Below are 18,711 nucleotides of genomic sequence, written 5' to 3' on the forward strand. Positions count from 1 at the left end.
TCCATCCCGCGGCGGCCGGTTTCACGGCGGACATCTCGATCCGATCGCGCGAAGAATTGGCCTGATCCGAGAAAATGCAATGAAATTCTCTGATGGGAACTTAACCGGGCCCGATGGCCCGGCTCCATTGCGAATACTTGGGTCATGCATAACCCAAAGCTATGGGCCGATCGGCGTGGCGTCGCAGCCACGTGTCGTTCCCATCCAACCCGCCCCCACACGTGGGAAGGGCCTGGTCCTGCCCGACCTGACGCAAGCCGCCGACGCGCGGGCGGAGGGCTTGATCAACGCGCACGCAGCAGTGCGCTCAGCCGTCGCAGGCGAAGACCAGGAACTGGTGCAGCGCATGGGCGGGCGCCGACAACGGGGCGTCGGGGCGCCAGACCAGCCCCACTTCCATCGGCGGCACGGCCACCTCGAGCGTACGCACGTCGATCCGGCGGCCGTCCAGCGACCAGGGCCGGTAGACCATGTCCGACAGGATGCTGACGCCGAATCCGTAGGCGACCAGGCCGCGCAGGGCTTCGAGCGACGAGGTACGAAACGCCACGTTCGGCGCATGGCCCACCGAGTGCCAATAGCGCATCGCCGAGGCCTCGCCCTCGTCCACTTTCAGCATGATGTAGGGATACGGCGCCACATCGGCCGGCCCGATGGTCGGCAACTGCGCCAGCGGATGCGATTCGGCGATCCACAACTGGCGGCGCGAGCGGATCAGCGCCTGGCGCCGGAGCACATAGGGCTCGACCATGTTGGAGATGATGCACAGTCCCAGATCGAGCGCGCCGTCGGTCACGCCGCGTTCGATCTCGGCGCGGTCCATGTCGATCAGATCGATCTCCACCAGTGGGTAGGAGCGCTTGAAACGCGCCAGCAGGCTGGGCAGGAAGTAGCCCAGCACCGTGTACGACGCGCCGACCCGCACTGTCCCGGTGAGCGCATTGGCCAGCAGCGTCGGCTCGCTGAGCGCGTCCTGCAGCGTGTCCAGCACGTGGCGCACGTGCTGGTGGAAGCGATGGCCTTCCGCGGTCAGCGCGACCCCGTGCGGCATCCGGTCGAACAGACGCAGGCCCAGCATCGTCTCGAGCTGGGCGACCGCAGTGGTGATCACCGATTGCGAGACGTGCAGCTTGCGGGCCGCCTGCGAGAACTGGCCCAACTCGGCCGCTTCGGCGAAGTAGCGCAGTTGCCGCAACGACAGGTTGGCCGGAATCTGCATGTCACACTCCGAACAGCGGCAGGCATCGGATTTTACGATACCTCGTAAAGAATTAAACAAATTTACGATAGCCGGCCGGCGCCGTAGACTTCACGCCTGGCGGAATGCGGCGCGCCGCGCCCGCCTGAGTGCCGCGGGCCGAGCCCGCCCCGACCGGGAGAAGCGTTTCTTGTCCTGTGCCCCGTCCCGGCACGCGCCCCGCGCGTGCCCCCTCGCGTCGATCGCCCGTCCGGGCATCGGCCGCGCCCTCGCCGACGCCCCCCGCCGCCGGCATGTCCGTTCTTCCATGTCCCATGTCCAGCGAGGCTCCTGACATGTCCACGTCCCAGACCCCGGCCACGACCGCCCCCTTGCGGCTGCACGTGCCCGAACCCAGTGCCCGCCCGGGCCAGGCCACCGATTTCTCCTATCTGCAGCTCAGCCCGGCCGGCGCGGTCGACAAGCCCGCGCTCGATGTAACCGCCGGCCAGACCGCGCCGCTGACCACGCAACTGGTCCGCGTGCTCGACGACAACGGCGACGCGGTCGGCCCGTGGGCGGCCGACATCGACGACGCCGTGCTGCTGCGCGCGATGCACGCGATGCTCAAGACCCGCGCCTTCGACGCCCGCATGTTGATCGCCCAGCGCCAGAAGAAGACCTCGTTCTACATCCAGTGCCTGGGCGAGGAAGCGATCGCGGTCGGCCAGACCCTGGCGCTGCGCGACGGCGACATGCAGTTCCCGACCTACCGCCAGCAAGGCATCCTGATCACCAAAGAGGTCTCGCTGGTCGAGATGATGTGCCAGGTGCTGTCGAACGCAGCCGACCCGCTCAAGGGCCGCCAGTTGCCGATCATGTACTCGTACAAGGACGCGGGCTTCTTCTCGATTTCCGGCAACCTGACCACGCAGTACATCCAGGCCGTGGGCTGGGCGATGGCCTCGGCGATCAAGGGCGACACCAAGATCGCGACCGCCTGGGTCGGCGACGGCGCGACCGCCGAAGGCGATTTCCACGCCGCCCTGGTGTTCGCCCACGTCTACCGCGCGCCGGTGATCCTCAACGTCGTCAACAACCAGTGGGCGATCTCGACGTTCCAGGCGATCGCCGGCGGCGAGAACACCACCTTCGCCGCACGCGGTGCCGCCTACGGCATTCCGTCGCTGCGCGTGGATGGCAACGACCTGCTGGCCGTCTACGCCGCCTCGCGCTGGGCCGCCGAGCGCGCGCGCAGCAATCTGGGCGCGACGCTGATCGAATGGGTCACCTATCGCGCCGGTCCGCATTCGACCTCCGACGATCCCTCCAAGTACCGCCCCGCCGACGACGCGCAGCATTTCCCGCTCGGCGATCCGATCGAGCGCCTGAAGCGGCATCTGATCAAGCGCGGACTGTGGAGCGACGAACAGCACGAACAGGTGCGCAGCGAACTCGATGCCGAGATCTCGCGCGCACTCAAGGAAGCCGAGTCCCATGGGTTGCTCGGCAGCGACAACCGTCCCGGCGCGGCCGACATGTTCAACGACGTCTACAAGGACATGCCCGACCACCTTCGCCGCCAGCGCCAGCAGTTGGGAGTGTGAGATGAGCGAAACCGAACTCCAGACCACCGGCAGCGCGCCGATGACGATGATCCAGGCGCTGCGTTCGGCGATGGACGTCATGCTCGAGCGCGACGACACCGTGGTGATCTTCGGCGAGGACGTCGGCTACTTCGGCGGCGTGTTCCGCTGCACCGACGGCCTGCAGGCCAAGTACGGCAAGCAGCGCGTGTTCGACGCGCCGATTTCCGAAAGCGGCATCGCCGGGGCGGCGATCGGCATGGCCGCCTATGGCCTGCGCCCGGTCGCCGAGATCCAGTTCGCCGACTACATCTACCCGGCCTACGACCAGATCGTCTCCGAAGCGGCGCGCCTGCGCTACCGCTCCAACGGCATGTTCACCTCGCCGCTGGTGTTCCGCACGCCCTGCGGCGGCGGTATCTACGGCGGCCAGACCCACAGCCAGAGCCCGGAGGCGATCTTCGCCCACGTCGCCGGCCTGCGCACCGTGATGCCGTCCAACCCCTATGACGCCAAGGGCCTGCTGATCGCCTCGATCGAGAACGACGACCCGGTGATCTTCCTCGAGCCCAAGCGCCTGTACAACGGGCCATTCGACGGCCATCACGACCGCCCGGTCGTGGCCTGGTCCAAGCATGCCGACAACCAGGTGCCCGAAGGCTACTACTCGGTGCCGCTGGACAAGGCCGCCGTCGTGCGCGAAGGCCAGGCGGTCACCATCCTGACCTACGGCACCACGGTGTGGGTGGCGCAGGCCGCGGCCGAAGACGCCGGCATCGACGCCGAGGTCATCGACCTGCGCAGCCTGTGGCCGCTGGATCTCGACACGATCGTCGCCTCGGTCAAGAAGACCGGTCGCTGCATCGTGCTGCACGAGGCCACCCGCACCTGCGGCTTCGGCGCCGAACTCGTCGCGCTGGTCCAGGAGCACTGCTTCTACCACCTGCAGGCGCCGGTGGAGCGCGTCACCGGTTGGGACACGCCCTACCCGCACGCGCAGGAATGGGACTACTTCCCGGGCCCGGCCCGGGTCATCGACGCGATGCATCGCGTGCTGGAGGACTGAGCGATGGGACACCACGTCATCAAGATGCCGGACATCGGCGAAGGCATCGCCGAAGTCGAACTGATCGCCTGGAAGGTCGAGGTCGGCGGCACCGTCGCCGAAGACGAAGTCGTGGCCGAGGTCATGACCGACAAGGCGATGGTCGAGATCCCCTCGCCTGTCGCCGGCACCGTGGTCTCGCTGGGCGGCCAGCCCGGCGAGATGATGGCCGTCGGCAGCGAGCTGATCCGGCTCGAAGTCGAAGGCGCCGGCAATGTGAAGGCCGGCGCCGCGGCGCCGGAGGCAGCGGCCGCCAAGCCGGCCGAACCGAAGGTCGACACGCCGAAGGTCGAGGCCGCCAAGCCCGCGCCGGCGGTCGAGACACCGCGCGCGCAGGCCCCTGCCAAGCGTGCCGCGCCGGCGACGACGTCCGATGCGCGCGGCCCGGTGACCAACGGCGTGCTCGCCGCCGGCGAGCAACCGCTGGCCTCGCCGGCCGTGCGCCGCCGCGCGTGGGACCTGGGCATCGAGCTGCGCTTTGTGCCGGCCAGCGGCCCGGGTGGTCGCATCCTGCAGGCCGACCTCGACGCCTACGCCGCGGCCGGCGGCAAGGCCCAGCCGGTCGGCGGCGCCGCCTCCGGTGGCGGCTATGCGCGCCGCACCGGCGAGCAGCAGATCCCGATCATCGGCCTGCGCCGCAAGATCGCGCAGAAGATGCAGCAGTCGTGGTCGACCATTCCGCATATCACCTATGTCGAGGAAATCGACGTCACCGAGGTCGAGGCCTTGCGCGCCCAGCTCAACACGCGCTGGGGCAAGGAACGCGGCAAGCTGACCCTGCTGCCGCTGCTGGCCCGCGCGGTGATCCTCGCCGCACGTGACTACCCGCAGATGAACGCCCGCTTCGACGACGATGCCAACGTCGTCACGCGCTACGAAGGCGTGCAACTGGGCATCGCCACGCAAAGCGCAGTGGGCCTGTCGGTGCCGGTGGTCGCGCATGCCGAGTCGTTGGACCTGTGGCAGACCGCGGGCGAGATCGCGCGCCTGGCCACGGCCGTGCGCGAAGGCAAGGCCACCCGCGAGGAGCTGTCGGGCTCGACGATCACCATCAGCAGCCTCGGCCCGGTGGGCGGCGTGGTCTCCACGCCGATCATCAACCATCCGGAAGTGGCGATCGTCGGCGTCAACCGCATCATCGAGCGGCCGATGTTCAAGGAGGGCCAGGTGGTCGCGCGCAAGCTGATGAACCTGTCCTCGTCGTTCGACCATCGCATCGTCGACGGCATGGACGCGGCCGAGTTCGTGCAGGCGATCCGGCGTCGCCTGGAAACCCCTGCCCTGCTGTTCGTGGAGTGAGCCCTTGATGTCGAAGACCATCGAAACCCAGCTGCTGGTCATCGGCGGCGGCCCGGGCGGCTACGTCGCCGGCATCCGCGCCGGCCAGCTCGGCGTCAAGACCGTTGTCGTCGAAGGCGTGAACCCGGGCGGCACCTGCCTCAACATCGGCTGCATTCCGTCCAAGGCGCTGATCCATGCCGCCGAGGAATTCGCCAAGGTCGCCGCCTTCGCCGCCGGCAACTCGCCGCTCGGCATCACCGTGCAGGCGCCGACGATCGACCTGGCCAAGACCGTCGAATGGAAGGCCGGTATCGTCAAGAAGCTCACCGGCGGTGTCGGCGCGCTGCTGAAGAAGAACGGCGCGCAGCTCATCAAGGGCTGGGCGACGATCGTCGACGGCAAGACCGTCGATGTCGCTGGCGCCGGTGACGACGGCGGCAATCTGCGCATCAAGTGCGAGCACCTGCTGCTGGCGACCGGCTCGGTGCCGGTGGAACTGCCGTTCCTGCCGTTCGGCGGCAAGGTGATCTCCTCGACCGAAGCGCTGTCGCCGACCGCGCTGCCCAAGCACCTGATCGTCGTCGGCGGCGGCTACATCGGACTGGAGCTGGGCACCGTCTATCGCAAGCTCGGCTGCGAAGTCACCGTGGTCGAGGCGCAGGACCGCATCCTGCCCGCCTACGACAATGAGCTGACCAAGCCGGTCGCCACCCACCTGCAGAAGTCCGGCGTCCAGGTGCTGACCGGCCACAGCGTGCTGGGACTGTCGGACGACGGCGCACTGCGCGTCCGCGACCCGGACGGCACCGAGCGCACGCTCGACGGCGATCAGATCCTGGTCGCGGTCGGCCGGCGTCCGAAGACCGACGGCTTCAACCTCGAATCGCTGGGCCTCGACCTCGCCGGCAAGGCCATCAAGATCGACGACCAGTGCCGCACCTCGATGCGTCATGTCTGGGCGATCGGCGATGTCGCCGGCGAACCCATGCTCGCGCACCGCGCGATGGCCCAGGGCGAACTGGTGGCCGAGATCGTCAGCGGCAAGAAGCGCCGGTTCGTGCCGGCCGCGATCCCGGCGGTGTGCTTCACCGATCCGGAAGTCGTCGTCGTCGGCCTGTCGCCGGACGAGGCCAAGGCCCAGGGCATCGACGCCAAGACCGCGCTGTTCCCGTTCGCCGCCAACGGCCGGGCGATGTCGCTTGAGTCCACCGACGGCTTCGTGCGCGTGGTCGCACGGGCAAGCGATCACCGCATCGTCGGCTGGCAGGCCGTCGGCGTGCAGGTCTCGGAACTGTCGATCGCCTTCGTGCAGTCCATCGAGATGGGCGCCACGCTCGAGGACATCGCCGGCACCATCCATCCCCACCCGACGCTGGGCGAAGCCGTGCAGGAAGCGGCGCTGCGCGCACTCGGCCACGCTTTGCACATCTGAGTTCGCGCATGACCACCGAGTCGATCCACACCTTCCGCATCGTCCCCTCGCAACAGGTCCGCCAGCAGGCCGACCGCGAAGCGATCCTCGCCGACCCGGGGTTCGGGACCCATTTCACCGACCACATGGTCGCGATCGACTGGACCGTCGAGGACGGCTGGCACGACGCGCATGTGCGGCCCTATGGCCCGCTCACGTTCTCGCCGGCCGCCGCGGTGCTGCACTACGGCCAGGAAATCTTCGAAGGCATGAAGGCGTTCCGTCATGCCGACGGCTCGATCTGGACGTTCCGGCCCGAGGCCAACGGCCGCCGCCTGCAGCACTCGGCGCGCCGCATGGCCCTGCCCGAACTGCCGGTGGACCTGTTCGTCGAGTCGATCCGCCAGCTGGTGCGTACCGACCAGGTCTGGGTGCCAGGCGGCGGCGAGTCGAGCCTGTACATCCGGCCCTTCATGATCGCCAATGAGGATTTCCTCGGCGTGCGCCCTGCCCGTCGCGTGGCCTACTACGTGATCGCCAGCCCCGCCGGCGCCTACTTCAAGGGCGGCATCAAGCCGGTCTCGATCTGGCTGTCGCGCGACTACGCCCGCGCCGGCCGCGGCGGCACCGGCTCTGCCAAGTGCGGCGGCAACTACGCCGCCTCGCTGCTGCCCCAGCGCGAGGCCTACGACAACGGCTGCGCGCAGGTGCTGTTCCTGGACGCGGAGACCAACACCTTCGTCGAGGAACTCGGCGGCATGAACGTGTTCCTGGTGCAGCGCGACGGCAGCGTGGTGACGCCGTCGCTGACCGGCAGCATCCTGGAAGGCATCACCCGCGACAGCGTGATCCAGTTGCTGCGCGACCACGGCCACACCGTGACCGAACGCCGGGTCGAGATCGCCGAATGGATCGACGGCGTGCGCTCGGGCGAGATCGCCGAGGTGTTCGCCTGCGGCACCGCCGCCAGCATCTCCCCGATCGGCGTGCTCAAGGGCGCCGACTTCAGCGTCGGCGATGCCGATGCCGGGCCTGGCGCGGTCACGATGGCGATCCGCAAGGACCTGCTCGACATCCAGTACGGCCGTACGCCCGACCGCCACGGTTGGCTGACCCGCCTGGTCTGACCGCGTGTCGCGGCACAGCGGGCCTGCGCCGCAGGCCCGCCCGTATCGCCGGCATCCTTCGCGTCGGCATCCTTCGCGTCGGCAAGCGAAGTCCGCATGATCCGCCGGCCCCGTGGCCGGCGTTCGCATGCCCGCGCACTGCCATGGTGGCCGGCGGGTGGGCGCCGCGGGGGCCGACGCGCCCGCGGCCGCGCTGCCCTCAGGGCTCGACGCGCGTCTGTCCGAGCACCCAGGTCATGTCCGAGGTGGACCAGGGCATCACGTCCGGCGCGCGCGGCGGCAGCGGCTCGGCATCGTGCGGCCAGCCATCGATACCCGCGGCGGCCTGGATCTCGACCGGCCCGGCATCGTCCGGCCAGCGCAATTCGATCCCCTGGGCCCCCGGCGCATGCCAGCGCAGCCGCGACCAGGTATCGGGCGTGTCGAGCAACGGGGCCGGCTCGCCCTGCAGGGTCACGCCGGGCACGGCCGCCGCGCTCTTGAGCAGCACTCGCAGGTCGCGAGTCGCAGCCGGCGCCTGCACGCGCAGCACCGCCTCGCCGGTCGCCGCATCGCGCGACTGCTCGAACCGGATCGGCTCGGCCACCGCGATCGGCGCCGCGGGCGTCGCCCAGACGCTGGCCAGGTCCACCGCCAGCAACGGACGCGGGACCGGCGCTTCGCGATCGGCGTGCAGCGCTGCGCGACTCCACGCCGACGACGGTGGCAGTGCGCTGACACGGTGGTACTCGCCCTGCCCCGGATCGGCGACGAACATCACCTGGGACAGCGCCGGGTAGCGTTGCCGGTCCAGCCGGGGAAACGCCGCGGCGACCAACACGCCGCTGGCCAGCAGCACGACGGCGAGCGGCGCAATTGCGGGCGCACGCCTGCCGTGGGCGACCCGCAGCCAAGGCAGCGCCAGCGCCGTCAGCCATACCGCGGGGACGGCCAGCACCTCGGGCGTGCCGAAGCCGACGGCGTCGAAGACCTGCAGCGCCAGACCGAAGACATGCGCCAGCCCATAGACCGTCGCCAGCCCAGCCACGGCCACGCGCACCGCCTGCAGCGGTGCGTTGGCCGGCAGGCACCACGCGACCACACCCACGCCCAGCAGCGGCCACAGCAGCAACGGCGCCAGTTCCGGCGCGAGCGCCTGCACCACCGCGCCCAGCAGGCCGAAGAAGGCCAGGGTGCCCAGGCGCACCGTCTCGCCACGGCGCAGGGTGCCAGCCACGGTCCAGCCCAGACCGGCCACGACGACGCCGAGCACCAACGCGACCGGATCGAAGCCGCCGCGCAGCGACGCGGCCACAGCCACGACCAGCGCGACCAGCGCGAACGTCCGCCGGCCCAGGCTGCCGGCGACCAAGCCGCCCACCGCCAGCACCGTGCCGATCGACAGCAGGCCCAGGCCGGCGGCCAGGATCGGAAACACGGCCAATAGATCGCGGTTGAGCAGCAGTGATGCGTCGCCGCCGCCGAGCAGCCGATAGGCCAGCCGGACCGCCAGTGCGACCGACAGCAGCGTCAGCGGCACGAGCGCCAGGCCGCTGAGGGCGCCGCGCCAACCGCCGTCGGCCCACGACGCGCGGTGCGCGACGACGCCCATCGGCAACAGGGCCAGCAGCCAGACGACCCAGCCCGACCACGCCGGCAGCGCGATCATCCACCCGCCCGGCAAATCGCTGTAGACCAGGTCGGCATCGGCGGCCGGCAAGGTGGGCGACACGGCCAGGGTGCGCACCAGCGGCAGCACCTGCGCGCCCATGTGCTGGACGCTGCCCGGGTCGAGATTGTCGACCGTGGAACTCGCGGCGTGGTAGTCGAACAGGCCGCCGAGGATCGCAAAGTTGAGGCCGGGAATGCCCCGCTCGGCCGGCACCGTGAAATCGGTGCCGTTGGGCATGTAGCGATAGACGAAGCCGGTCAGCGAGTTGCCGGCCGGCAGCGGTGCACAGGCCGCGAACGTGCGGATCAGGCCGGCGTTGCCCGGCCCGGTCTCGAACAACAGGGCACGACCGCGGCTGCCGCGCGCCTCGAGATTGACCACGGTGCCGATCCGCTGCGCCAGCGGGTGTTCGGCAAAGAACGCCCGCGCGCCAAGCAGCCCGGCTTCCTCGGCATCGGTGAACAGGAACACCACGTCGCGCTGCCGCGCGTCGCGCGCGATCGCACGCGAGACCTCCAGCATCACCGCCACGCCCAGGCCGTCGTCGGCCGCGCCCGGCGAATTGGCGACGCTGTCATAGTGCGCCATCATCATCACCGCGGGCAGGCTGCGGTCGCGCCCCGGCAGCACGGCGACGACGTTCTCGACATTGCCGCCGCGCAGGTTGCGCAGCCGCGGGTTGCGGTACTCGGCGAACGCATGCGTGCGTTGCACCTCGACCTCCAGGCCGGCCTGCGCGAGTTGCGCGACCAATCGGTCGCGGACCCGCGCCGCCGCCGCCGAGCCGGTAGGATGGGGTTCGGCGGCGATCCAGCGCAGGTCCACCAGCGCACGCGCTGCAGAGAACTCAGCGACCGGGATGTCGGCCGGCCGCGGCGCCGGCGTCTGCGTCGCGCGCCAGGCCGCAACCCCCGCCACCGCGATGCACAACAGCAGCAACGGCAGCGAGCAACGGGCGAGGCCCGGCATCAGCGCGGGCGCGCTCATGCCACATCCCGCCCGCATTGCGCGCGCGTCGTTCCAGGCGGTGCGGACGCCGACATGCGGCAGACAGCGATCATAGACATGAGGACGCTCCTGGCGGACAAGGCCTGCAGGATTGCAAGCCATTCTCCGATATGTCAAATAATTTTCCGATCAGACAATCAGGCATTGCCGTTCGGTGGCGTACGCCGCGACGAGGGGCTGCCCATTGAGGCCGCGCCGGTCGCGATACGCATCGCGAATCGCTCAGTCGGCGGCGCGGTTGGCCAGTGCGACTGCCGCGAGCTTGCTCGCCGGCCGCCGCCCCAAGGCCTCGCCGATCCACAGTGCGGTCCGGGTCACCGCGTCGAGATCGACGCCGGTCTGCAGACCCAGCCCATCGAGCATGTACAGCAGGTCCTCGGTCGCCAGGTTGCCGCTGGCGCCCTTGGCATACGGGCAACCGCCCAGGCCGCCGACCGCGCTGTCGACCACGCGCACGCCGGCCTCGAGGCAGGCGTGGACGTTGGCCAGCGCCTGTCCGTAAGTGTCGTGGAAATGCACGGCCAACTGCGCCATGGGGACGTCCTGCGCGCAGGCCAGCAGCATCTCGCGGGCCTTGGCCGGCGTGCCGACCCCAATGGTGTCGCCGAGCGAGATTTCGTCGCAGCCCATCGCGTGCAGCGCAGCGGCCACGCGCACGACGTCGCGCACCGGCACCGCGCCTTGATAGGGACAGCCGAGCACCGTCGACACATAGCCGCGCACCGACACCCCTGCCGCGCGTGCCTGCTCGACCACGGGCGCCAGGCGCGCCAGCGAGCCGTCGACATCGATGTTGGTGTTCTTGAGATTGAAGGCGTCCGAGGCCGCGGTGAACACCGCGATGTGGCGCTCGCCCGTCGCCAGCGCCCGGGCCAGGCCTTTGTCGTTGGGCACCAGCACCGGATAGGCGACGTCTTCGCGCCGGGTGATCCCGGCCAGCACGTCCTCGGCGTCGGCCAGCTGCGGCACCCACTTCGGGCTGACGAAGCTGGTGGCCTCGACGACCGGGAAGCCACAGGCCGACAAGCGATCGATCAACGCGATCTTGGTCGCCGTCGGCACCATCGCCTTCTCGTTCTGCAGCCCATCGCGCGGGCCCACCTCGACGACACGGACAACATCGCGCATTAGGGCTTCTCTTCGTCAGCGGTCACGAAATCTACCAGCACCGCGCCATCGGCGACCAGATCGCCCGGCTTGGCGAGAAACGCCTCGACCACACCGTCGTGCGGTGCCTGCAGCGTGTGCTCCATCTTCATGGCTTCCATCACCAGCAGCGGCGTGCCCTTGGCGATCGGCGCCCCGACGGGCGCCAGCAGTTCGACGATACGTCCGGGCATCGGCGCGACCACCGCGCCCGCATGGGTCTCGGCGCCGGTGTGCCGATGCAGCGGATCGACGTGCTCGAACACGAACCGCTCGGCGCCGCGGTACAGCACGACCTGCGCCCCCGCCATCCACACATCGACGGCCCCGCGCACGCCGTCCAGGGTGGCGGTGAGCGTCGGCGCAGCCCAGTCGACCGTGGCCGTTAGCATCGGGCCCCCGTCGACGCCGATGTCGACGTGGTCGGCATGCGAGCGCAGTGCAAGCCGGCGGGTCCGGCCGCCTGCCGACAGCTCGATCCACTGCGGCGCGGACGCGCCGAGACGCCAACCGTCGCACGCCCAGGGCGAGGCGTCTGCGTCCGTCGACGCCGCGCGGCGCTGCGCCCAGACGCCGAGCGCGGCATGCATCCACGCCGCATCGTCGGCTTCGGGCAATGGCGCCAGCAGGCTGTCGATCTCGCGCGCGACCAGGCCGGTCTCCAGGCGTGCCGCAGAGAAATCCGCTTGCCGCGCCAGTCGCCCGAGAAACACCGCATTGGTGGTCACGCCGACGACGCGTACCGCGTCGATCGCCTGGCGCAGGCGCTGCAGCGCTCGCGGCCGATCCTCGTCCCAGACGATCAGCTTGGCGATCATCGGGTCGTACCACGGACTGATGGCGTCGCCCTGCTCCACCCCGGTGTCGATGCGCACGTGGGCGCTGGCCTCCGGGAACTGCATCACCTGCAGGGTCCCGGTCGAGGGCAGGAACCCCTTCAGTGCGTCCTCGGCATAGAGCCGGGCCTCGATCGCATGGCCGCGGTGCCGGATCTGGTCCTGGCGCAGCGGCAGCGGCTGACCGGCCGCCACCCGCAACTGCCATTCGACCAGATCGATGCCGGTGACCAGCTCGGTGACCGGGTGCTCGACCTGCAGACGGGTGTTCATTTCCATGAAATGGAACTCGCCCGTGCCGTCGCCCGACCCGCGGCTCTCGCCGACGATGAATTCGATCGTGCCGGCGCCGACGTAGTCGACCGCACGCGCGGCGGCGATCGCGGCCTGCGCCATCGCCTCGCGCTGCGCCTCGCCCAGCGCCGGTGCGGGGGCTTCTTCCAGCACCTTCTGGTGACGGCGCTGCACCGAGCAGTCGCGCTCGAACAGATGCACGACGTTGCCGTGACGGTCGCCGAACACCTGGATCTCCACGTGGCGCGGCCGCACGATGTAGCGCTCGATCAGCACGCGCGCGTCGCCGAAGGCACTCTCGGCCTCGCGCTGGCACGACAGCAATGCCGCCGCGAAGTCCTCGGGCTTTTCGACCAGGCGCATGCCCTTGCCGCCACCGCCGGCGCTGGCCTTGATCAGCACCGGATAGCCGATACCGTCGGCCTGTCGCTGCAGCAACGCCGGGTCCTGGTCCGCGCCGTGATAGCCCGGCGTCACCGGCACGCCGGCCGCCTGCATCAGCGCCTTGGCTTCGCGCTTGTCGCCCATCGCCTGGATCGAGGCGGGGCTGGGGCCGATGAACACCACGCCGGCATCGGCGCAGGCCTGGGCGAACGCGGCGTTCTCGGACAGAAACCCGTAGCCGGGATGGATGGCCTGGGCGCCGGTCCGGCGCGCGGCGTCCAGCAACCGGTCGCCACGCAGATAGCTCTCGCGCGCGGCCGCCGGCCCGATGTGCACGGCCTCGTCGGCCAGGCGCACGTGGCGCGCGGTTCGGTCGGCATCGGAGTACACCGCGACCGTGCGGATCCCCAGACGGCGACAGGTGGCGATGATCCGGCAGGCGATCTCGCCGCGATTGGCGATCAGCACCTTGTCGAACAGCGTGCCTTCGGAGATCTCAGTGCTCATCGAGCGTCCTTTGCGCGGCGTGCAGACAGAAACGCGTCCAAACGGGTGCGCGCTTCGTCGGTGGCACGGATATCGGCGATGCGTGTTGCGGTGTCGGCGATCAAGGCATCGCCGATGGTCTGGCCGTCGAGGTCGCGGATCAGCCGTTTGGATTCGGCCTGCGCCTTCGGGCCACCCTGGGCCAGCGCCTGCACCAGCGTGTCGACCGCGGCATCGAGCGCATCGTCGGCGACGACATCGTGCACCAGCCCGATGTCGCGGGCCTTGGCCGGCTGGATCAGTTCGGCGGTCAGGAAGTAGCGAGCCGCCTGCCGCGGGCCGATCGCGCGCAGCACGTACGGCCCGATCGTGGCCGGGATCAGGCCGAACTTGACCTCCGAGGTCGCGAACACGGCCTTGTCGCTGGCGATCGCGATGTCGCAGGCAGCGACCAGGCCCAGCCCGCCGCCGATCGCCGCGCCGTGCACACGTGCGATGGTCGGCTTGGGCAGTTCGGCCAGGCGTCGCAGCATGCGCGCCAGCGCCTCGGCCTCATCGCGGTTGCGGGCGACGTCGTAGTCGGCAGCGCGGCGCATCCAGTCGAGGTCTGCGCCTGCGGAAAAACTGCGGCCCCGGCCGGCCAGCACGACGACGCGCACGTCATCGTCGGCCCCCAGCGTCTGCAGGCCACGATCGATCGCGTCGATCAGGTGTTCGTCGAAGGCGTTGTGGCGCTCGGGGCGATCCATCCACAGGGTCGCCACGGCGCCCTGACGCGCGATCGCGATGTTCGGTGTGTCGGTCATTGCGTGTCCTCGTCGCGCCTGGTCACATCCGGAAGATGCCGAACGTCGTGTCTTCGTTCGGGGCGTTCATGGCCGCCGACAGCGCCAGCGCCAGCGCGCGACGGGTCTTGGCCGGATCGATGATGCCGTCGTCCCACAGTCGGGCGCTGGCGTAGTACGGATGCCCCTGCTGCTCGAACTGCGCGCGGATCGGCGCCTTGAACGACTCTTCGTCCTCGGCCGACCAACTGCCCCCCTTGGCCTCGATGCCGTCGCGGCGCACGGTCGCCAGCACGCCGGCAGCCTGCTCGCCGCCCATCACGCCGATCCGCGCGTTGGGCCACATCCACAGAAAGCGCGGCGAATACGCGCGCCCGCTCATGCCGTAGTTGCCGGCGCCGAAGCTGCCGCCGATCACCACGGTGAACTTGGGCACCTTCGCGCAGGCAACCGCAGTCACCAGCTTGGCGCCGTCGCGGGCGATGCCGCCATTCTCGTACTTCTTGCCGACCATGAAGCCGGTGATGTTCTGCAGGAACAGCAGCGGGATGCCGCGCTTGGCGCACAGTTCGACGAAGTGCGCGCCCTTGAGCGCGCTCTCGGAGAACAGGATGCCGTTGTTGGCGACGATGCCGATCGGGTGGCCGTGCAGGTGCGCGAAACCGGTCACCAGCGTGGTGCCGTAGCGCGCCTTGAACTCATCGAAGCGCGAGCCGTCGACCAGCCGCGCGATGACCTCGCGCACGTCGTAGGGCTTGCGGGTGTCGGCCGGGATGACGCCGTAGAGCTCCTCGGCCGGATACAGCGGATCCTCGGGCGGCTGCATCCGCAGCTCGCCCTGCTTGTGCCAGTTGAGCGAGGCGACGATGTCGCGCACGCGTGCCAGCGCATCGAGGTCGTCCTCGGCGAAATGATCGGCCACGCCCGACACGCGCGTGTGCACGTCGGCACCCCCCAGCGACTCGGCATCCACTTCCTCGCCGGTCGCGGCCTTCACCAGCGGCGGGCCGCCGAGGAAGATCGTCCCCTGCGCCTTGACGATCACCGTCTCGTCGCTCATCGCCGGCACGTAGGCGCCTCCGGCGGTGCACGAGCCCATGACACAGGCGATCTGCGGGATGCCCTGCGCTGACAGATTGGCCTGGTTGTAGAAGATCCGGCCGAAGTGGTCGCGGTCGGGGAAGACCTCGTCCTGCATCGGCAGGAACGCGCCGCCCGAATCGACCAGATAGATGCACGGCAGGCGGTTCTGCTGCGCGATCTCCTGCGCCCGCAGATGCTTCTTCACCGTGACCGGGTAGTAGGTGCCGCCCTTCACCGTCGCATCGTTGGCGACGATCATGCATTCCACGCCGCTGACCAGGCCGATCCCGGCCACGACACCCGCGCACGGCACGTCGTCGCCGTACATGCCCAGCGCCGCCAGCGGCGCGACCTCCAGGAACGGCGCGCCCGGATCGATCAGCGCATCGATACGGTCGCGCACCAGGAGCTTGCCGCGCTTGCGGTGCTTCTCGCGTGCCGCCTCGCTGCCGCCTTGCGCGATGCGGGCCTGGGTCGCCCGCAGGTCGTCGAGCGCCGCCTGCATCGCGGCCGCATTGGTCTGGAAATTCTCGCTGGCCGGATCGATCCGGCTCTGCAGGACAGCCATCGACGCGCTCCTCTTAGCAGGTCTGGCGGAACAGTTCGCGGCCGATCAGCATGCGCCGGATCTCCGAGGTGCCGGCACCGATCTCGTAGAGCTTGGCGTCGCGCCACAGCCGGCCGACCGGGTACTCGTTGATATAGCCGTTGCCGCCCAGCACCTGGATCGCCTGACCGGCCAGCCAGGTGGCCTTCTCGGCGGCGTACAGGATCACGCCCGCGGCGTCCTGGCGGGTGATGCGCCCGGCGTCGGCGGCCTTGGCCACCGCGTAGACATAGGCGCGGCAGGCATTGAAGGCCACGTACATGTCGGCGATCTTGCCCTGCATCAGCTGGAAGTTGCCGATCGCCTCGCCGAACTGGTGGCGCTCGTGCACGTACGGCAGCACGACATCGAGCCCGGCGGCCATCAGCCCGAGCGGACCGCCCGACAACACCAGGCGCTCGTAATCCAGGCCCGACATCAGCACCTTGGCGCCGCCGCCGACCTCGCCGAGCACGTTCTCGACCGGCACTTCGCAGTCCTCGAACACCAGCTCGCAGGTGTCGGAGGCGCGCATGCCGAGCTTGTCGAGCTTCTGCGCGGTCGAAAACCCCTTGAAGCCCTTCTCGACGATGAAGGCGGTGATGCCCTTCGGGCCGGCCGCAGGGTCGGTCTTGGCGTAGACCACCAACACGTCGGCGGTCGGCCCGTTGGTGATCCACATCTTGTTGCCGTTGAGCACGTAGCGGTCGCCGCGCAGCTCGGCGCGCAACTTCATCGCGACCACGTCCGAGCCCGCGCCCGGCTCGCTCATCGCCAGCGCGCCGACATGCTCGCCGCTGCACAGCTTCGGCAGGTACTGGTGCTTCTGTGCCTCGCTGGCGTTCTTGCGCAGCTGGTTGAGGCACAGGTTGGAGTGCGCGCCGTAGGACAGGCCGATGCCGCCCGAGGCCCGCGAGATTTCCTCCATCGCGACCACATGGGCCAGGTAGCCCAGGCCGGTGCCGCCGTAGGCGTCGTCGACGGTGATGCCCAGCAGCCCCTGCCCACCGAGCTTGCGCCACAGCGCGTGGGGAAACTGATTGGTCTCGTCGGCGAGGGCGGCGAGCGGCGCGATCTCCTGCGCGGCGAAGTCCTGGACGGACTCACGGATCATCTCGATCTCTTCGCCGAGTTGGAAATCGATGGACGGAATACGCATGCTGGACTCCAAGGTTCCCCGGGGCGCGGACCGTGCGGCGAAGCGTCGCAGTTGGGGTCCGAACGCACAGCCTAGCGGGTTCCGGACAAGAATTGAACTAGGATTCACAAATTGAACCAAGGATCACAATTTTGAGCTACCGACGCTCCGATCTGATGGAAGAACGGATGGCCCGCAACCGCGAGCGGATCGTCCAGGCTGCGCGCACCCTGGTGTCGGTCGGCGGCTTCCGCGAGGCGCAGGTCGCCGCAGTCGCGGCCGAGGCCGGGGTCTCGACCGGCCTGATCTATCGCTACTTCCCGTCCAAGGCCGAACTGTTCGTCGAAGTGCTCACCGCCGCGATCGATGCCGAAATCGTGGTCCTGCGCGCGGCGGCCGACGGCCACGCCGACGCCCGCGATCAGTTGGGCGCGGCGATCGAGGCCTTCGTGCGTCGTGCCCTCGCCGGCCCCGCCCTGGCCTACGCCTTCATCGCCGAACCGGTCGATCCGGAAGTCGATGCCGAGCGTATCCGCGGCCGCCGGCGCTTCGGCGACGTGTTCCGCGACATCCTGCGCGCCGGCATCGAACGCCGCGAGTTCCCGGCCCAGGACGCCGACGTCACCGCGGCCTGCATCGTCGGTGCGTTCACCGAGGCGCTAGTCGGGCCGGTCGCGCCGATCCTGCGCGAGAAGACCGCGGGCCCGTCGCAACTGGTCGCCTCGATCCGCCAAGTGTGCCTGCGCGCGGCGGGCGTCTCGGACCCGGCGCCGTCCCCGCGCGCCTGAGCGCAGGGCCAACAGCGCGCGCCCGATCGCACGACCGGGCCACGCGCAGCGCCCGCGGCCTCAACGCGACGCGGCGGCCGATCGCAACGTCAACGCCCAGACCGCCAGGGCCAGCCCGCTGACCGCCGCGCCGAGCCCGCACACACCGTTCCAGCCGGCACGCGCGTAGGTCCACGTCGTGGCGATTGCGCCCAGCCCACTGCCGCCAGCGGCCACCGAGGTCCGCAAAGTGCGCTGAACGGAGGCCATGAGCCCAACCTCGAACTCGGCCTATGTGCCAGATGGCACCCTGGCCCACAGCTGCCAGCGCACCCATGAGCGGTCGGTGCCGGCGCTGCGGTCAGCCCCCCGCTACTGCCGCATGCCGATCGCCAGGCGGTTGAACGCACTCATCAGCGCGACCGCGAAGCTGAGGTCGGAGATTTCGGCGTCGCTGAAGACGGACGTGAGCGGCAGGAAATCGTCATCTGGCGCATGGCTGCGCGCCACGTCCACCAAGGCCTCGGTCCAGGCCAGCGCCAGGCGCTCGCGTTCGCTGAAATGGGCACTGACCCGCCATCCCGCCAGCGCGTCCAGCTTGGCCTGCGGCATGCCGTCCGCGCGCAGCGCCGCGGCGTGCATCTCCAGGCAGAACGCGCAGCCATTGATCTGCGAGACGCGCAGATAGACCAGCTCGACCAGGGGCTTGCCCAAGGGGCTCTTGTCCAGGGCCAGTTTCGCGATACCGAGTCCGCGATAGGCCTCGGGCGAAAGCGTCTGGTAGGGCAAACGGAGAGAAGGCATGGAGGAACTCCTGACAGAAAGAGGGCACGTGCGGCGCCGCGCAGCGCACGCGTGAG

Annotated in this window: 15 protein-coding genes; 6 read left to right on the forward strand and 9 right to left on the reverse strand. The window is 69.7% G+C overall.

What is annotated here, in order from left to right:
• Positions 1 to 307 precede the first annotated feature (307 nt).
• Positions 308 to 1,219: a LysR family transcriptional regulator gene (locus ABE505_RS06120; protein WP_346442448.1), complete on the reverse strand. Its 912-nt coding sequence runs from the start codon at positions 1,217 to 1,219 to the stop codon at positions 308 to 310.
• Between the two features lie 314 nt (positions 1,220 to 1,533).
• Between ABE505_RS06120 and ABE505_RS06125 the strand changes: the two genes are divergently transcribed.
• Genes ABE505_RS06125 through ABE505_RS06145 form a run of 5 tightly spaced genes read left to right on the forward strand, consistent with a single transcriptional unit; the run spans position 1,534 to position 7,687 of the window.
• Positions 1,534 to 2,784: a 3-methyl-2-oxobutanoate dehydrogenase (2-methylpropanoyl-transferring) subunit alpha gene (locus ABE505_RS06125; RefSeq protein WP_346442447.1), complete on the forward strand. Its 1,251-nt coding sequence runs from the start codon at positions 1,534 to 1,536 to the stop codon at positions 2,782 to 2,784.
• A gap of 1 nt (position 2,785) precedes the next feature.
• A complete protein-coding gene (locus ABE505_RS06130) occupies positions 2,786 to 3,829 on the forward strand; it encodes an alpha-ketoacid dehydrogenase subunit beta (protein ID WP_346442446.1) in 1,044 nt (347 codons plus the stop codon).
• Positions 3,830 to 3,832: 3 nt separating this feature from the next.
• Positions 3,833 to 5,167 carry a dihydrolipoamide acetyltransferase family protein gene (locus ABE505_RS06135; RefSeq protein ID WP_346442445.1) on the forward strand — a complete coding sequence of 445 codons (1,335 nt, stop codon included), beginning with the start codon at positions 3,833 to 3,835 and terminating at the stop codon, positions 5,165 to 5,167.
• A gap of 7 nt (positions 5,168 to 5,174) precedes the next feature.
• Positions 5,175 to 6,581 carry a dihydrolipoyl dehydrogenase gene (gene lpdA, locus ABE505_RS06140; RefSeq protein WP_346442444.1) on the forward strand — a complete coding sequence of 469 codons (1,407 nt, stop codon included), beginning with the start codon at positions 5,175 to 5,177 and terminating at the stop codon, positions 6,579 to 6,581.
• Positions 6,582 to 6,589: 8 nt separating this feature from the next.
• Positions 6,590 to 7,687 (forward strand): branched-chain amino acid aminotransferase, encoded by a 1,098-nt coding sequence (locus tag ABE505_RS06145; protein WP_346442443.1) that lies wholly within the window; start codon positions 6,590 to 6,592, stop codon positions 7,685 to 7,687.
• A 199-nt stretch (positions 7,688 to 7,886) separates the two neighbouring features.
• Here ABE505_RS06145 and ABE505_RS06150 read toward each other — a convergent pair whose 3' ends face one another.
• The 6 genes from ABE505_RS06150 to ABE505_RS06175 form a co-directional block, all read right to left on the reverse strand.
• Entirely contained in the window at positions 7,887 to 10,325 is a 2,439-nt protein-coding gene (locus tag ABE505_RS06150) for a M20/M25/M40 family metallo-hydrolase (protein ID WP_346442442.1), read from the reverse strand.
• A 243-nt stretch (positions 10,326 to 10,568) separates the two neighbouring features.
• Positions 10,569 to 11,474 carry a hydroxymethylglutaryl-CoA lyase gene (locus ABE505_RS06155; protein WP_346442441.1) on the reverse strand — a complete coding sequence of 302 codons (906 nt, stop codon included), beginning with the start codon at positions 11,472 to 11,474 and terminating at the stop codon, positions 10,569 to 10,571.
• On the reverse strand, positions 11,474 to 13,513 hold the full coding sequence (locus ABE505_RS06160; RefSeq protein WP_346442440.1) for an acetyl/propionyl/methylcrotonyl-CoA carboxylase subunit alpha: 2,040 nt from the start codon (positions 13,511 to 13,513) through the stop codon (positions 11,474 to 11,476). The genes ABE505_RS06155 and ABE505_RS06160 overlap by 1 nt, the downstream gene beginning before the upstream one ends.
• Positions 13,510 to 14,298, reverse strand: a complete 789-nt coding sequence (locus ABE505_RS06165) for an enoyl-CoA hydratase-related protein (RefSeq protein ID WP_346442439.1) — start codon at positions 14,296 to 14,298, stop codon at positions 13,510 to 13,512. The genes ABE505_RS06160 and ABE505_RS06165 overlap by 4 nt, the downstream gene beginning before the upstream one ends.
• A 22-nt stretch (positions 14,299 to 14,320) precedes the next feature.
• Positions 14,321 to 15,928 (reverse strand): carboxyl transferase domain-containing protein, encoded by a 1,608-nt coding sequence (locus ABE505_RS06170; RefSeq protein ID WP_346442438.1) that lies wholly within the window; start codon positions 15,926 to 15,928, stop codon positions 14,321 to 14,323.
• A 13-nt stretch (positions 15,929 to 15,941) separates the two neighbouring features.
• On the reverse strand, positions 15,942 to 17,105 hold the full coding sequence (locus ABE505_RS06175; protein WP_346442437.1) for an isovaleryl-CoA dehydrogenase: 1,164 nt from the start codon (positions 17,103 to 17,105) through the stop codon (positions 15,942 to 15,944).
• Positions 17,106 to 17,236: 131 nt separating this feature from the next.
• Here ABE505_RS06175 and ABE505_RS06180 point away from each other — a divergent pair, with 131 nt between their 5' ends.
• Positions 17,237 to 17,872 carry a TetR/AcrR family transcriptional regulator gene (locus tag ABE505_RS06180; RefSeq protein WP_346442436.1) on the forward strand — a complete coding sequence of 212 codons (636 nt, stop codon included), beginning with the start codon at positions 17,237 to 17,239 and terminating at the stop codon, positions 17,870 to 17,872.
• A 60-nt stretch (positions 17,873 to 17,932) separates the two neighbouring features.
• Here ABE505_RS06180 and ABE505_RS06185 read toward each other — a convergent pair whose 3' ends face one another.
• Together ABE505_RS06185 and ABE505_RS06190 are read right to left on the reverse strand one after the other, a co-directional pair.
• Entirely contained in the window at positions 17,933 to 18,121 is a 189-nt protein-coding gene (locus tag ABE505_RS06185) for a hypothetical protein (protein ID WP_346442435.1), read from the reverse strand.
• Between the two features lie 102 nt (positions 18,122 to 18,223).
• On the reverse strand, positions 18,224 to 18,655 hold the full coding sequence (locus tag ABE505_RS06190; RefSeq protein ID WP_346442434.1) for a carboxymuconolactone decarboxylase family protein: 432 nt from the start codon (positions 18,653 to 18,655) through the stop codon (positions 18,224 to 18,226).
• Between the last annotated feature and the right edge of the window lie 56 nt (positions 18,656 to 18,711).

It is taken from the genome of Luteimonas sp. TWI382, assembly GCF_039674545.1.
Lineage (GTDB): Bacteria > Pseudomonadota > Gammaproteobacteria > Xanthomonadales > Xanthomonadaceae > Luteimonas.

What these genes read in the sequence shown, in the direction of transcription:
- lpdA (WP_346442444.1), top strand. Translation starts at nt 5,175, where the DNA reads ATGTCGAAGACCATCGAAACCCAGCTGCTGGTCATCGGCGGCGGCCCG.
- ABE505_RS06125 (WP_346442447.1), top strand. Translation starts at nt 1,534, where the DNA reads ATGTCCACGTCCCAGACCCCGGCCACGACCGCCCCCTTGCGGCTGCAC.
- ABE505_RS06130 (WP_346442446.1), top strand. Translation starts at nt 2,786, where the DNA reads ATGAGCGAAACCGAACTCCAGACCACCGGCAGCGCGCCGATGACGATG.
- ABE505_RS06135 (WP_346442445.1), top strand. Translation starts at nt 3,833, where the DNA reads ATGGGACACCACGTCATCAAGATGCCGGACATCGGCGAAGGCATCGCC.
- ABE505_RS06155 (WP_346442441.1), bottom strand. Translation starts at nt 11,474, where the DNA reads ATGCGCGATGTTGTCCGTGTCGTCGAGGTGGGCCCGCGCGATGGGCTG.
- ABE505_RS06160 (WP_346442440.1), bottom strand. Translation starts at nt 13,513, where the DNA reads ATGAGCACTGAGATCTCCGAAGGCACGCTGTTCGACAAGGTGCTGATC.
- ABE505_RS06120 (WP_346442448.1), bottom strand. Translation starts at nt 1,219, where the DNA reads ATGCAGATTCCGGCCAACCTGTCGTTGCGGCAACTGCGCTACTTCGCC.
- ABE505_RS06175 (WP_346442437.1), bottom strand. Translation starts at nt 17,105, where the DNA reads ATGCGTATTCCGTCCATCGATTTCCAACTCGGCGAAGAGATCGAGATG.
- ABE505_RS06150 (WP_346442442.1), bottom strand. Translation starts at nt 10,325, where the DNA reads ATGAGCGCGCCCGCGCTGATGCCGGGCCTCGCCCGTTGCTCGCTGCCG.
- ABE505_RS06185 (WP_346442435.1), bottom strand. Translation starts at nt 18,121, where the DNA reads ATGGCCTCCGTTCAGCGCACTTTGCGGACCTCGGTGGCCGCTGGCGGC.
- ABE505_RS06190 (WP_346442434.1), bottom strand. Translation starts at nt 18,655, where the DNA reads ATGCCTTCTCTCCGTTTGCCCTACCAGACGCTTTCGCCCGAGGCCTAT.
- ABE505_RS06170 (WP_346442438.1), bottom strand. Translation starts at nt 15,928, where the DNA reads ATGGCTGTCCTGCAGAGCCGGATCGATCCGGCCAGCGAGAATTTCCAG.
- ABE505_RS06145 (WP_346442443.1), top strand. Translation starts at nt 6,590, where the DNA reads ATGACCACCGAGTCGATCCACACCTTCCGCATCGTCCCCTCGCAACAG.
- ABE505_RS06165 (WP_346442439.1), bottom strand. Translation starts at nt 14,298, where the DNA reads ATGACCGACACACCGAACATCGCGATCGCGCGTCAGGGCGCCGTGGCG.